The organism is Dickeya sp. MK7, from assembly GCF_000406305.1.
GTDB lineage: Bacteria > Pseudomonadota > Gammaproteobacteria > Enterobacterales > Enterobacteriaceae > Dickeya > Dickeya fangzhongdai.
In genome coordinates, this window is the sequence record NZ_CM001984.1 from 3,994,748 (window position 1) to 4,009,850 (window position 15,103).

Genomic DNA, 15,103 nt, shown 5'->3' on the forward strand with positions numbered 1-15,103 from the left:
GTTCTTAATCCTTTTCTCAGTAATTGAATTCGAGTTCGTCGTAATCATCCGCCGCGCTGTTCAGGTCGTCAGCGGTTTGCAGGCATCGGTAGGTGCCGTTTTGATAGTGGTAACGCCAGAGGATACGGTTGATATCATTAATGCGATGCGCGCCGCACCACTCGCCAACGCCGTAAATGGCCTCGGCAAAACAGAACGGGGTGGACGGGTCACGGGTTTTCTCCACCTCGCCGGGGGCATACAACGGCGAAATGGCGCGGTAGCCGGTCATCAGCGGCACCAGATAGCCGCCGTCAGGCTTGGGCAGCGGCTGCCAGCTCACGTCATCGTCCGGGGAGCGCACCGCGTGATGTTTCAGGGCGGCGAAATCCAGCCAGGCATCCAGCATCTCTGCCTGCGGGTCACTCTGCTGTAAAGTCTGATGATGAGACGGCAACAGCGGGGTGCGGTCCAGCAGCACAAACCCCGGCAGCAAACGACGCATCAGGCCGCGGGTCTTGCTCTCGTCGGCAGGCAGGTCATGGACGTTTACCTGTTCGATATCCACAATCAGCCCGCCCGCCAGCCGCTGGCGCAGCGCCAGTTGCTGCAACCGCTGTTTTAACGCCTCAAGCCCGTCTTCACCGGGTAACATGCCGTGACATTCAATCAGCAGCGACACGGTGAGGTGCATCCGCCCTTCTTCATTAAAGGCGGCGGTTTTTTCTTCTTTGGTCAGCGGGTTGCGCGTCAGCGCAAAGCTGCGGTTCCAGCCGCTGCCGTAAGCGTGCAACTGGTGCTGATGGCACACCACGCCGCAGCCTTGCAGCGTCAGGCCATGTGATAGCTGCAACTGGCGCGACAGCGCGTGGGTAAAGCCGAGAAAATGGCTGATGGCGGGAAAACCGTAAGTGTGCCCGGCGATGGCGTTGGCGTTTTCCACCTGAATACGCCGCAGAATAATCAGGCTGCTCATGCCAGTTCCTCCTTCAGCAGTCGCTCGTTTTCCCGCAGCCGCTGTTTGAACAACGCAGCGGTGGACCACTCGCGGCGCTCCACTTCGCCGAAAATCAGTTTTTCGTGCTTTAAGCGCGCATTCAGCCACTGACCAAACTCATGGGCGACGTCCTGCTGCCAGTCGCCGGCGTCTCGTTCACGCAGAAAATCCTTATCCTGCAAGCCGCGCAACGGATCCAACCACAGTTGCAGGGGAACATTCAGACGGGAATCCACACTCCAGCCCGCCGGGAGCAGGTTTTGTACCGTGGCGACATAGCCAAATAAGGTATCGATCAACTGGTCGAGGTAGCGCCGGCGCTGATTGCGAATCTCGCGGTTGTTTTCCACCTCTTTGACGCTGAGCAGAAATTGCCGCATCTCCCGGCGCTCGGTATAGGTCAGCGCATCCACCTCACCTCGTTCACGAAAGATGGTGTCATGCTCAACCGGCGGTTTTAGCTGGCTACGCCATTGCGGCGGCGCGCTGCTGAGCAGATAGGAACGGCCGCTGCGGGCGGAATTGAGCGCGGAGATATTTTGCGGCTTGGTGCCGCCCATGTTCTGCACCGCAATACCGGGGTAGCTGACGTCAACCTCATCGTGCCAACGCTTTTGCCGCCGGGCTTCACGGGTGGCTTTGGCCGCTTCGCCAAAGCGCACCGCCGTCAGGCGCTGGTCCAGCGCCTGCGACAGCGAGGACGAATACAGCGGGCTGAGTAAGTGATATTGCCCTTCCCCCACCGGAAAATAGATCTGTTTGGCAAGTTTATGGGTACTGGGCTGTTTATCGGTCAACACCTGCCCGAACCCGGCCAGCCACTGTGTGAGCTGCTGCGGGCTTTCCGCCAGCGCCTCCAGCGCGCGGTGGTCGCCCCGTTGCAGCGCCGCCAACAGTGAATCGCCGTGATACTCGGTTTGCAGCAGCTTAGCCACGTCCAGCGCCGCCGCGTTGCCCACCGCGTCAATCGCCGGTTGCGCCAGCGACGCGGTAGACAGCACCGCACTGTCGGCAGCCGGTTCGGTGCTGAACACACTGCTGCCTTTGGCGTCGCTGTGGGTAAATTTCAGCGCGTGGGTCACCAGGCTAATCTGTCCGGCACGGCTGGCGGCGTCGCTCAGCCAGGTACGTACCTGGTAAGTCTGTTCTATCTCACGCCGCTGCTGCGCCAGCGTCAGTTCCGCTTCGGCCTGCGCCTCACCGCTTAACACCGCCCGCTGTTTATCGGCGGCTTTATCGAAGGCATCCAGTTTGGTCTGCTTTCGGGTTTCGATATACGACAGGATAAACGCTTGCAAACCTTCACTACTCATAGTCGATTCCTTGAGCGTGTTATAACTCACTGATTTATTAAGACCATTGATAAATAGCCCTGTTATTTTGTTACAGGCGAATTAATGCCAGCACAGTGGAAGGTTTCGTGCGTAATGGCCTCCGTTATCTCTTTGCAACGCCATCGCTCGCACGACAAGGAGAGGCTCAAGCGCCGCCTCTCCTTGACCTCGGGCTAGAGGCTAAACTGCGCCGCTACGCGGTGCCTTCAGCTTACGCCTTCGCTGTTCGGGCCGCCTGTGACGCGCTCCATACGCGGCACAGGCTTTCGCCGCATCCATGCGGCTCACCCGGCGAAGTCGTTCGCTTCAGCGCAGTTTTTAACGCCGGGAAAACACCACCATCGTGTCCCTGACAGCCTCACCAGTAATTCCATTAGTTATGATTAATGTTTACAGAAAAAATCGAGAACCACTGCGCTTTTACTGACGAGTCAGATGGATTACTGACAGTCATAGATACCGGTCTCATCAGCAACCCTGCAACGATAAAAAGCACAGTGACACAGAACAACGTTGAACGATGGCGCTTCATTTGATTAGCCTCACTAATAAATCAAGACAGTGAAGCCATGCTACACAATGCCCATCAAACGATCAACACCCTAGAGCTGCTCTTTATCCAAATCATTGTATAACCCAATTTCCATATATATGATGCGAGCACTGTCGAACCAGACAGTTTAGAAACAAGAACTGCTGTTTATCAGCATCATTAACTGCCGCATAGGCAGCGGCGCACTCATTTGAGTGCGCCAAACACCCCCAACAGCGGATGCCAGAACCATTCGTTATCTCGCTTGCTCAGGTTGATTTCACCGAAGCGGGCGCTGACCCACGCCAGTTCCCACTGTTTTTCCTCCGCCAGTTGCGAATAGCGGGCGGCGCAGTCCATCTCCACCCAACTGGTGACGCCCTCGGCCAGCGTCAGCGTTACGGGCCGGATCGCGTCGCTGTCTTTCCAGCCGCTCGGCCCGTCGTCCGGCACCATAAAACGCGGCGCGTCGCTTTCGTCGTCCAGCCACAGGCAGTAGCGCTGCTGTGGTTCTGACTGGCGAAACGCCGTGCGCCGTTGCAGTTCGCCGTTCCAGTGCAGCGGTTCGCGCCACCACAGCACCGCCGTTGGCTGCGAAGGCGATACGTTTTTCTGCCCAAACAGTTTCCCGGCCAGCGCGGCATGTTCCAGCGTCACCAGCGTCAACGGCTTTTTGAGTTCCGGTGGCTGAATACGCGGCGCGGCGCTGATAGCACGATAGTCCTCCGGTTTAAGCAATTCCCGCAGGTCATGGCTGGTCAGTCGGCGATCTTTCGATTCAAAACCGGGGCGGCAAAACGCCACCGGTTCCCCTTTCAGCGCCCGCACGTTATGGCTCAGCAAATAAAAATTGGGCGAAGTCGGCACAAACTCGTCACGCTGGCGGTGGCGCAGAATACGCCCGGCTAACTGGATAAATGAACGCATCGAGCTGGGTTCGGCGATGGCCCAGTCATAGTCGTGGTCACGGCCCACTTCAGCCACCGAGGTTGCCAGCACCACAAACAAGTGATGCCGTTGCGGCTGCTGTTCGATGGCGTCACGAATTTCCGCCACCTGCCACAGTGCCTCTGGGTCTTTGCGCATCAGTGCCGCATCCAGCCGCGCTTCGATGTGGGAGCGCATCGCCAGCGGGTGCTGGCTGTGATAAACGCAATAATGCACGCAGTAATCCGGCGGGGAAGGCATCTCCATCAGTTCACGCGCCACCGCCACCAGCGGGTTGATGTTCGCCATGCGAATCAACCCCAGCGACACGGTTTTGCCGCCGGAATGCGTCTGGTGATGGTGCTGATGCAGCGCAAACAACCGTGGGTGTAGGGTTTGCGCCAGCGCCTGGCACACCGCGCTCGCCTCTTGCGTCGGGCTTGCCACCGGTTCAATCTCCGCCCAGCGCAGTCGCTGTTCCTGCTGTTGCAGCTTGTCGATACGCCCGGCGACAAACGCCTGATGCTGTTCGGCAAAGGCGTCGGTATTCGCCAACTGCCGGCAGTCACTGTCGAATTCATCAAACCAGCCGCAGCAAATATCCAGCGGCGTTCCCGGCTCGCCATACGCCTGCTGCCAGGCAGCGCGACCGTTCAGATAAGCCTCGAACAGCGCGCGAATCAGCGCCGGCGGCAGCGTGGCGGACGACAGCAACACCCGTGAACCGAGCATCCCCGCCCAGTTCACCAGCCGACACAGCGCGGGCAGGTCTTCCAGCCCGAAATCGTCCGGTTCGTCCAGCACCAGATCGGCGGTCAGCAACCGCAGCATCGGTGCAATCTGATGACCGCCGCCCAGGCTTTCGGTCGCCGGCATCAGGTGATCAATGGTAGTGACCAGCACCGGCGCGCTCAGCAGTTGATGCAGCGTCGGCGATTTTTCCAGCCAGGTTTTCAGCCGCCCGTCATCCAGCGAACCTTCGTAGCTGACGTACTGATGTTCCGCAAACAGCGCCTCGGCGGATTCGCTGCCGGTCTGCGCGGCACGTTCCTCTTGCTGCCGTCGCTCATGCAGCTCCTGCACCGCCTGCGAGCCGATCAATACCGCCAGATCGTCCTCTTCCAGCGTCAGGCGCTGGCGCAGCGCGTCGCCGGTTTGCAGCGTCAGCGTGCGCAGACCGAGCGCCACCGAAAAGCGACACCCGGCGGATTCGTCTGCCAGCGCGTACATGATGCGGGCATTGGCCAGCGTCTTGCCGCGCCCGGTAGAGGCCATGTTGACGCCAAAGAAGCCGTGGCGGGCGGCCTGCTCACGTATCGCGCAAACCTTATCAAACGCTTTATCCTGCCAGCGAAAACGCGCATCGGTGCTGCGCTGGCGAAAGCCTTTGTGCCGGGTGATGGCGGGCAGCGTGTCGCGCAGGTGCGGCACGCTGCGCCCCAGCAGCAGCGCATTCTGCCCGACGCCGACGCAGTGTTCGTCCAGTTGCTGCTTAAGTTTGCCGGTCTTCCTATCCGTGTTAGCCCATACCGTATAGCGGGGATCCTGCCAGCCGCTTGTGGCTGAAGCAGATGAATAGTGGTGATCCGCCAGCATCAACACCAGCCGCGCCAGATGCACTGTCAACCGTTGATCCAACTGACCGAAGGTCGGCAGCGACGGCAATTTCAGCGCGCGGGCGGCGAACTTGCGCGCCTTTTCGCACCAAACGCGGCTTTGCAGCGGCGTGCCATGCGGGAATTGCCACACCTGTTCCCACTGCGTATCGCTGCCATCAAAATTCAGATGGTTGACGGCATTCCAGCGCGGTGAAACCTGCCCGGTAAGCCAACGGTCAGCGCACGCCAGATCGGGCGAAACGTTGTCGCCATCTTGCTTTTCCCACGGCTGAAACAGCGGCAAGCGGTGATGCGACACAATCAGCCAGCCCACCACCTGCGCCAGCGGCGGCAAAGCGCGAAACGGCGATGCCCATGACTCCGGATCATCCTGCTGCAACCGCGCCAGCAGCGCGGCCTCATCCTCCGGGCTGACGGCGGTAAGCCCCGTCAGCCAGCCGGTGTCATCCCGATCGCCGACAAACGCCTGAAACAGCCGCAGCGACACCCATTCATGGCGATAGGGCTGGCTGCGCGGCCCTTTACCCTGCAATCCGGCCTGAAATAACCCATTGGCTTTGCCGATGTCGTGGAACAAGCCGGCAATCGCCGCCAGCAGGCTGAAGGCTTCGGCGCTATGCCACGGGTTTTCATCGTTGCTGCGCAGAATATCGCGCTCGGTGCGGTTGGTCGGTACGCTGCCCTGCAGATTGAAACGCCGCAGATTGCCGACAATCCACAGCAGTTCGGTGTGATTGGCGCTGCGAATCCAGTGACAGGCGACGGCGGTGTTACGTCGCGCGGTTTTACGCAGCAACTGGCGCAGCGTTTTCAGCCCTTCTGCGGTGATGGCGGTCTGCCAGGTGCGCTCTCCCTTACGCTCGGCGAACTGATCCAGCACCCGGCGGGTTTCCACCAGCGCCCGCTTGTTGCATTCGGAAACTAGCAGAATATTCATCGCGCCACCTGGCTGCGCTGCTGCGCTACCTGTTGCAGGCTGTCGATCATCACATCCAGCGCCTCTGACTGGCGAAACGCCGTCAGGCAGCGCTGGCGGAAATCCTGCTCGTCTTCGCCTTCCATCGCGGCAATGAACGCCTGCGGCAAAATCAGCGCGTCTTTGATCAGATCGGCCACATCAAACACCAGCCCGCCGCGCCGGGTTTTGCCGTGCAGCACCGCCAGACCATGCGGCAGGCCCAGCACCCACAGCGCCACCGCCGCCAACCCATAAGCCAGATAGTTGCCGTGGTCGAGAAAGCGGTTCGCCAGATCGGTGCCGCCGCCGCGTTTGGCACGGGTAAACTCGCCATAGCTCACCGCGTTGGCCGCCAGCCGGTACAGCGCTTTGGTCATCATCGCTTCCTGTACCAACACATCGTTACCGGTGCGACAGTCAACCAGCCCTTGCTGATAGCGGTTAAGCAAGGCTTCCACCTGTTCCGGTTTGATGGCGAAACGCGATTCGCGCGACAGTCGCCCTCCCAGCCAGTGCTGGCGAATCTGCCCGATGCGTACCTGCTGAAAGGCAATGGCCGCTGCCAGCCGCTGTTGTTCGTCAAACCAGAAGCTGACCCAATCCTGCAAATATTCGGTAGGTCGGTACTCGCTCTGCGGCGACAGCCACGACACCGCCACTTCGGCCTCATTGGCGGCGAACAGCGGCGTGCCCCCACCGCCGCAAAACCCGACCATCACCCCGGCGCGGGCAAATTCCCGCATCGCCGCCTGCGTCACCGAGGTGCCGGTGCCGAGCATCACCACGCTGGTATTGGCGATAGGGATATTCCAGTACAGCGACTGATTTCCTTCTTCAGTGACATATTCCACCCGTCCGCCATTCACCAAAATACGGCAATGCTGGAGGTAATAAATATTGGCGCGTTTGGAATGCAGAATGGTTTTTAAATCCGACGGGCTGAATACGTTATCCATAAAACAGACTCTCTGACGCAGTGATAGACAAACACCACCCGCGTAATAAAACGCAGGCTAATAATGAATTAGAAAACACGTAATCTACTGGAAAGTAACGAAAATCAGCCTAGCACAGCCCAAACGGGAAAGTGAATGACGCCAGAAACACTTTTCCCGCTTCGATACCCTTTTTTTCAGCCGCCTTTTTCGGCATTGAAAAATCAATAAGTTACCGAGGGCCGAAAAAAAAGGGTCTGACGGCGAAAATCGCCAATTGTGGGCCGAGATACAAAGGGTTAGAGTCAACGAGCTACAGTTCACTGCCGGATAGGCAGCTTAGAAAGCTGAAAAATGCCTGAATGGGTTGCCAGTATTGTTCACTGCCGGATAGGCAGCTTAGAAAGATCAAATCAGCCAGGCCACCGCCCGCTATAAGTTCACTGCCGGATAGGCAGCTTAGAAAGAAACCTACAAAAAAGGGCGGATGCCAATAACGTTCACTGCCGAGTAGGCAGCTTAGAAAAACATGACGCTGGCGACATCTGAACGCTGGAAGTTCACTGCCGAGTAGGCAGCTTAGAAATACAACCCGCAGGCCGGCAGCAATGAAACGTTGTTCACTGCCGAGTAGGCAGCTTAGAAAGCAAGAATCGCGCCTTTTTCCAGACGCATGAAGTTCACTGCCGAGTAGGCAGCTTAGAAAAGCTTGTCGAGGTGGAAATGCGCGGGCGTATTGTTCACTGCCGAGTAGGCAGCTTAGAAACGGTGCCACCGCTGGAAGACCTGACGTTATACGTTCACTGCCGAGTAGGCAGCTTAGAAATGGCGGCGCAACTCTTCTTCACGCGCAATTTGGTTCACTGCCGAGTAGGCAGCTTAGAAATGTTGCGGGAAATAATCTCGTCAGCGCGGGCGGTTCACTGCCGAGTAGGCAGCTTAGAAACAGTTCTACAGCAACAGGCGACATCCCGTCATGTTCACTGCCGAGTAGGCAGCTTAGAAAGCCGTATATCCCGCAAACGCCAACGGCCAGCTGTTCACTGCCGAGTAGGCAGCTTAGAAATCAGGCAGTGGCATGTAACTAATGACCCTGAAGTTCACTGCCGAGTAGGCAGCTTAGAAAGCCGCGCTCAAGCCCTTTATCCGCTATTGCTGGTTCACTGCCGAGTAGGCAGCTTAGAAAAGAAACCGCGCTCGTTGTCGATGCGAGCGATAGTTCACTGCCGAGTAGGCAGCTTAGAAAAATGACGTAGTTGTGCGTGCAGAGGATAGTACGTTCACTGCCGAGTAGGCAGCTTAGAAAGTCAGGCGCAGGCGGGCAGCAAAGGGCTATCCGTTCACTGCCGAGTAGGCAGCTTAGAAACCTACACTTAATCAACGCCTGCAGGATGCCTGCGTTCACTGCCGAGTAGGCAGCTTAGAAATGACTACAAAACCGTAGAAATGACGGTTGAAAGTTCACTGCCGAGTAGGCAGCTTAGAAAAGCACAGCCGCATCGATTGCGCCGTTCCACGAGTTCACTGCCGGATAGGCAGCTTAGAAACGAAAGGGGAATAAGTCCGCGGCTTCACTGAGGTTCACTGCCGAGTAGGCAGAGGTTGGCGGGTTTTCTGGCGTTAAAAACTACGCTGAGGTGGGCGACTTCGCCGGGTGAGCCGCACGGACGCGGCGAAAGCCTGTGCCGTGCTGGGAGCACGTCACAGGCGGCCCGAACAGCGAAGGCGAACGCCGAAGGCACCGCGTAGCGGCGTAGTTTAGCCTCCAGCCAGTGGTCAAGGAGAGGCGGCGTTTGAGCCTATCCTTGTCGTGCGTGCGATGAAGTGGCAAAGAAACGACACTGTTTATCACGCACGAAACCCTTCACAGCACCGACATGTTCTCTCTATCCTCATCCGGCAGTATTCCCTCCCCCACTCGGGGAGGGAAATATCACTCAGAACGACGTCCAGTCGTCATTGCTACCAGCGGTGGCGGCGGCACGTTTTTCAGTCGCAACCGGGCGAACGGAAGCGGCAGACGGCAGCGCGTGGGATAGCGCCGCTGACCGGCGGGCCGGCGACGGCGCGCCGTTGTTGCCCTGCGGCGTCAGGCGGAACGCGCTGACCGCTTCGGCCAGCAGCGACGCCTGCGATTGCAGCGACAGCGCGGCGGATGCCGACTCTTCCACCAGCGCCGCGTTCTGCTGGGTGGTGGTGTCGATTTGTCCGACCGCGATGTTGATCTGGCTGATGCCATCGCTCTGCTCATGGCTGGCCTGCGAGATCTCATTGATAATGCTATGCACATCTTTAACGTGACCGGTCAGGCCATCCATAGTGGATTCGGCGGTATCCACCAGTTGCATCCCTTCCTGAATCTTGTCCACCGAATCGTCGATCAGTTCCTTGATCTCTTTGGCCGCAGTGGCGCTACGCTGCGCCAGCGAACGCACCTCGCCGGCCACTACCGCGAAACCGCGCCCCTGCTCGCCGGCACGCGCGGCTTCCACCGCGGCGTTCAACGCCAGAATGTTGGTCTGGAACGCGATGCCATCGATCACGCCGATGATTTCAGCCATACGCATAGAGGCTTCACGAATACTCCGCATCTTATTGGTGACCGACAGCATCACTTCGCCGCTACGGTGCGCGGCCGACGACGCCTGATTGGCGATCGACGTGGCCTGCTGGGTGTTTTCCGCGGTGTTTTTGATGGTCGACACCAGCTCTTCCATCGACGCCGCCGTCTGCTCCAGCGAACTGGCCTGTTCTTCGGTACGGGACGAGAGATCCTGATTACCCGCGGCAATTTGCGAGGCGGCGGTGGAAATCGCCTCCGCGCCGTCGCGCACCTGGCCGACAATCTGGCGCAGGCTGTCGTTCATGTTGTCCAGCGCCTGCAAGAGCAATCCGGCTTCATCCTTGCGGCTGGTGGAAATCTGCGAGGTGAGATCGCCCTGCGATACGCGGTCCGCCATCACCAGCGCCTGCTGAATCGGCTGGGTGACGCTACGGGTGATCGCCAAGGCAATCCACACACTGAGCGCCACACCCAACCCCAGAATCACCAGCAGCACCAGACGGATCTCATGATAGGTAGCCGACATGCTATCGACAGTACTCATCATCATATCGTCCTGATAATCCACCAGTTGGCGCACCGCCTTGCGGTAGGCTTTTTGTAACGGATTAAGGTGGTCGTTGAATTCGTTGATCGCCGCGTCCCGATCATTGGCTTTCACCAGCGCAATCACTTTTTGGCCGGAACTCAAAAAATCAGCACGAATAGTGCGAATATCACTAATGACCTGCTGAATTTTTGCATTATTGGATTCGTTGGCGTATTTTTCCAGCTCGCTCATCAGCCGGGTAATTTCCTGGGAAACAGGAGGAATTTGATCGGTGACGGACTTGATTTTGTCATCACCAGACACCAGCAATAATTGCTGAAATACCCTGACACCTTCACTAACATTTTCGATCAGATTATTGGCATCAACAGTTTTGGGATATATCTCTTGTACGATATCGCGTGCATTGTCATGAAAACTCGACAACTTCAATATTGATAGTATTCCCACTATCAACAGCATGGCTGCCAGGGCGGCAAATCCGGCCCCCAGACGATAACCAATTCGCCAGTCAGATAAACGCATTCTCAGCTCCTCACTCCTTTACTAATAACAAAATGTCATAAACATGACGTCCTCAGGGGCAAAACACAGAGCCGCGTTAAAACAGGCATCGCATCCGTTACTGTCAGTAATCGTGATAAGGGCACAGCAACAATCAGGCTAATACGTCGCCAGCCATCACGATGAAATACTTCTCATCCCCTTTTCAGGCGACAAAAATCATTTCTTTTCCACAGTGTGTAAGACAAAAACATTATAAAAAAAAGAAATTCAAAAATAGTAAGGCTAAGACCGGACGCGGAATAGTATTCATCGGCCGCCATGACATGCACTCTGGCCTGCTCCCTGACCTACTATCGGCACCTCATTCTAACAACCTTTATGATTCGATCGATAAAAACATTCAAATAATGACTATAAATAGCAATTGGCTATTGGTTTTCAGATATCGATCGGAAATAACCACAAAAAAGACATACTCTTTTCAAGGTTAACGCACATCAGCAGCGAAACGTTAACAAGGTTCCGCGGCAACGCCGGCTAAAAAAGAGAGAGGGAGAAGAAGAGCAACCTGACTATTTTTCATTAATAAAAATAATCAGTTGCAAAAAAAATTGCGAACGGTGATCGCGGTAAACGGCCAGAATGAGTTAAAAAGACCGTCGCCAGACCGGTTTCCTTAATCCCTATTTTTGAGCAAACCAGGGAGTAAGAAAACCAAACGAAATTAATACCAGGCTAATCAAAAGCAGCCAGACGTGATAACAATTCTTATATCCGACATTCATAATCATGGAATTAATTTTATTAAAACACGGTTCCTTCCCTTATTCCCGTTCCTGCTAAAAATTTCCCGTAGCGTCTGTTGACACTATTTTAAACCTTGACTAATACTTAATCATTAAGGGTAATACTCTGCCTTAATTGGGAAATGAATTAATTGCACATTTTGTGCAACCAGAAATGGTAATAAGCCGGTAAATATAACTAAATGCGGATAAAAAAACTGCTACAAATAAATCTTTTGCATTTAATCCTGTTCATTTCTCTCTCCAGCATGTTCGTTACGCTATTGAATAGCTATTTCACCTTTTATCATGTTCAAAAGAAATTGCTTATTGAACAGGCAGTTAAGGTAAATTCTAGTTATTCAGCCAAATTATCCGCGACCGTGGATAACTTTTTCTCTACGTCGGAAGAACAGCTGGACTACAGCGCCAGGCTGATCGCCAACCATATCCAGTCCGGTAATTTTCGGTCGCTACAAGCCGAGCTGCAACGTATTCATCAGTTAAGCCACGGATTCAACTCGATGTTGGTGATTACGGCAAACAGCCAGGTCATTGCAGCCTCGCCGACGTCGCTAAATTTGACAGGCATCACACTTACCTCAAACGAACACCTGGCGACATTAAAAGCCAGAAGATTTTTTATTAGCTCACCTCATACGTCCCTAAGCGGCAATTATATTGTCTATATATCCTACCCTATCGTGGATGACATCGGTAATTATCTCGGTTATATCGGTGGCTCCCTTTATCTTAATAACCGCCGTATTCTGAATGAATTCATGAATACGCAATTCAGCAATGACAGTTTTAATACTTATGTGATTGATAAAGAAGGCACCATTATTTATCACCGCGACGCCAGTCAGATTGGCAGAAAATTCAGCGACTCAAATATTCTGAATTCGATCGCCAATCAGGGTAAGGGCAGTTTTATGATGCCGGACGAACAAGGTATCCCTTCACCGGCGTCGTTTATCCGAACACAAAAGGCGGACTGGATTATTATCACCCAGCAGTCGTTCCATTCGCTTGAGGAAGCGCTGAACGATGTGATGCTCAGCGTCCTGAAGCAAGGCACGCCGCTGGGTATCCTTACTCTGCTGGCGCTCAGCATTCTGGCCTATTACATCTCCAAACCGCTGCGTCAGTTGGCCAAATCGGCCAGCAGCATGGATCAGCTCGGCGTCATTAGCAAAATCCGCTCGGTCAAGTCCTGGTACCTGGAAGCAGAACAGCTAAAACGGGTCTTACTAATGGGCACTGTATTGCTGCACAAGCGTATTGGCCGCCTCAGCTCGGAAGCCCATACCGACCTGCTTTCCGGCATGTTGAACCGACGAGGCATGCTGGAAAGCATGGAAGAGATCCGCAGCGAATATAAGAAGGTCTCGGTGATCGCCATTGATATCGATCACTTCAAAACGATCAATGACTCTTTTGGTCACGACGTCGGCGACGAGGTGATCCGCAAACTGAGCCAGCAGATCCGTAAAAACTTCCGCAAGACCGACCTGGTCTGCCGCATTGGCGGCGAAGAATTCCTGATTCTGCTGCCGGGCGCCGATATTCATGTCGCCACGGTAATTGCCGAACGGCTGCGCAATAACGTCGCCAACACCGTCTATATGCCAGGTTCCCGTCACCATCAGGTCACCATTTCAATTGGCGTGACGACCTTTAACCCGCAGAAGTCGGCGCTGGATATCGCCATCAAGACGGCGGACAACGCGCTGTACAAAGCCAAAAATGGCGGCCGTAATCAGGTGGTGGTGGAATACCTCTCCGACGATATTTCTCTGGCACAGCATTAACCACGCCCGGCCGCTGTGTCGCGGCGCGGTTCCTCCGCCTGCCTAAAGGCTCGACCTGGGCGCATTAGCTTAATTGTGAGACCCTGCCTAATGTTATAGATTCGTGTAATCACAACAAAAAATCGGACGTTAAACGACAATGGCAGACTGTCAAAAAACCAAACTTTTTTGTGCCGGTTTATTGGTATCTTTTTGTTTATCTTATTTATTTTTATTTAACATCCAGAATGCGAAAATTGCCCCGCTCTGGCCGGTTAACGCTTTTATGGCTTTCATGGCGATAACCAACAGAAAGCAGCTCCATTACTCCGTTTTTTTTGTCCTGTTTTTTATTAGCCACACGGCGGCCTCATTCAGCATCCCGCAGGATATTTCCCGACAAAATCAGATGCTGCTCGGCGTTATCGACAGCCTGTTTGTGCCGCTCTATTTTCTGTCCTTGCAGACGGTTATCCGGTTTAAGAACCTGTACTACCCCATTCGAAGAACGGTCATTTTGTGTGCGCCGATAGTGGTGACCAGTATTCTCCAGTCGTTGGTATATTGCAGCCTGCTGTACTCGCTTGATAACGGCAATTATGTGATGGCATCGCTCGACTGGGCGACCGAACAGATCGCCACCGGCGTTCTGCTGTTCCTGATTCTGACCGGATTCATGGCCTATAAACGGGTAGGCGCGCCATTATTAAAGGCGGTTCAGCGGCATAAAGCCGACGCGATGCTGATCGCCGCCTCGGTGCTGGTGCAAATTCTGCTGATACAAAGCAGCACGCTGGAACAAACCATACTGCTGCTTATCCCGCTGGCGCTGGTTTCGATAAAACTGAATTTCTATCCGTCGGCCCTGCTGTCGGGCCTGACGCTATTCATCGTCTATACCCTTATCTCCACACGTTATTATGGCGACTACTGGAAAGACACCTCGCTTATCTATCTTGAAAACCTGATTTCCTATCGCCTGAACACCCTGATTTCCTGTCTGGTGATCATGCTCATTTGTGAAAAGAATTACGCCAAACGTTTCGCCATCAACATTATCAAGCGGAAAGTTTATACCGATTATCTGTCAGGGCTATACAACCGGAAATTCCTGTGGAAAAAGGTCCAGGAAATACCCAAAGAGACCACGCTGTCGGTCTTGATCTGCGATATTGATAACTTCAAGCACATTAACGACACCTATGGGCACGGCAATGGCGATAAAATTATTCAGGCCGTCTCCCACACCATAAAAACGCATATTTCGCACCACGATCTCGCCGTGCGCTGGGGCGGCGAAGAATTTCTGATTTTGTCGCGCTCACCGGACAAACCGTATCTCAATACCCTCAGCACGCGCATTCTGGACAGTATCCGCGAGTTGCAGATTACGCTTGACGGCGACATTGCCCGGCACGTCACGGTGAGTATCGGCGGTTGCACATTCGAGTATCGGCAATCACCGGATTTTGTCATGGCGATCGAAACGGCGGATAAACTACTGTATCAGTCCAAGCAGGCGGGGAAAGATAGAGCTACCCTGCGCATTCTGGCGCAGGACACAAACGAATCGGAATCATACCTGCCCGTCTTACCGTCGGCGGAACACGAGAAACTGTAATAA

7 protein-coding genes and 1 CRISPR repeat array are annotated in these 15,103 nt (G+C 54.9%); of the genes, 2 read left to right on the forward strand and 5 right to left on the reverse strand.

Annotated elements, in window-relative coordinates; genetic code table 11:
* Positions 1-16: 16 nt before the first annotated feature.
* The 5 genes from csy2 to DXXMK7_RS17345 all read right to left on the reverse strand — a co-directional run bounded on the left by csy2 (position 17) and on the right by DXXMK7_RS17345 (position 10,919).
* Positions 17-955, reverse strand: coding sequence for a type I-F CRISPR-associated protein Csy2 (gene csy2 / locus DXXMK7_RS17325; RefSeq protein ID WP_038920150.1), 939 nt, complete (start codon positions 953-955; stop codon positions 17-19).
* Positions 952-2,289, reverse strand: coding sequence for a type I-F CRISPR-associated protein Csy1 (gene csy1 / locus DXXMK7_RS17330; protein ID WP_038920151.1), 1,338 nt, complete (start codon positions 2,287-2,289; stop codon positions 952-954). The genes csy2 and csy1 overlap by 4 nt, the downstream gene beginning before the upstream one ends.
* A 760-nt stretch (positions 2,290-3,049) precedes the next feature.
* Positions 3,050-6,325 (reverse strand): type I-F CRISPR-associated helicase Cas3f, encoded by a 3,276-nt coding sequence (gene cas3f / locus DXXMK7_RS17335; protein ID WP_038920152.1) that lies wholly within the window; start codon positions 6,323-6,325, stop codon positions 3,050-3,052.
* Positions 6,322-7,302 carry a type I-F CRISPR-associated endonuclease Cas1f gene (gene cas1f, locus DXXMK7_RS17340; RefSeq protein ID WP_038920154.1) on the reverse strand — a complete coding sequence of 327 codons (981 nt, stop codon included), beginning with the start codon at positions 7,300-7,302 and terminating at the stop codon, positions 6,322-6,324. The genes cas3f and cas1f overlap by 4 nt, the downstream gene beginning before the upstream one ends.
* Positions 7,303-7,599: 297 nt before the next feature.
* A CRISPR array of direct repeats spans positions 7,600-8,888; the repeat unit is 28 nt; unit sequence GTTCACTGCCGAGTAGGCAGCTTAGAAA.
* A gap of 330 nt (positions 8,889-9,218) precedes the next feature.
* Entirely contained in the window at positions 9,219-10,919 is a 1,701-nt protein-coding gene (locus DXXMK7_RS17345; protein WP_038920155.1) for a methyl-accepting chemotaxis protein, read from the reverse strand.
* 1,036 nt (positions 10,920-11,955) lie between these two features.
* Between DXXMK7_RS17345 and DXXMK7_RS17350 the strand changes: the two genes are divergently transcribed.
* A complete protein-coding gene (locus DXXMK7_RS17350; protein WP_231348882.1) occupies positions 11,956-13,500 on the forward strand; it encodes a sensor domain-containing diguanylate cyclase in 1,545 nt (514 codons plus the stop codon).
* 274 nt (positions 13,501-13,774) lie between these two features.
* Positions 13,775-15,100: a diguanylate cyclase gene (locus tag DXXMK7_RS17355; RefSeq protein ID WP_157987368.1), complete on the forward strand. Its 1,326-nt coding sequence runs from the start codon at positions 13,775-13,777 to the stop codon at positions 15,098-15,100.
* The last annotated feature ends 3 nt before the right edge of the window (positions 15,101-15,103 follow it).

Excerpts from the sequence above, each read along its gene's own strand:
- csy2 (WP_038920150.1), bottom strand. The coding sequence starts at position 955 with ATGAGCAGCCTGATTATTCTGCGGCGTATTCAGGTGGAAAACGCCAAC.
- csy1 (WP_038920151.1), bottom strand. The coding sequence starts at position 2,289 with ATGAGTAGTGAAGGTTTGCAAGCGTTTATCCTGTCGTATATCGAAACC.
- cas3f (WP_038920152.1), bottom strand. The coding sequence starts at position 6,325 with ATGAATATTCTGCTAGTTTCCGAATGCAACAAGCGGGCGCTGGTGGAA.
- cas1f (WP_038920154.1), bottom strand. The coding sequence starts at position 7,302 with ATGGATAACGTATTCAGCCCGTCGGATTTAAAAACCATTCTGCATTCC.
- DXXMK7_RS17345 (WP_038920155.1), bottom strand. The coding sequence starts at position 10,919 with ATGCGTTTATCTGACTGGCGAATTGGTTATCGTCTGGGGGCCGGATTT.
- DXXMK7_RS17350 (WP_231348882.1), top strand. The coding sequence starts at position 11,956 with ATGTTCGTTACGCTATTGAATAGCTATTTCACCTTTTATCATGTTCAA.
- DXXMK7_RS17355 (WP_157987368.1), top strand. The coding sequence starts at position 13,775 with ATGGCGATAACCAACAGAAAGCAGCTCCATTACTCCGTTTTTTTTGTC.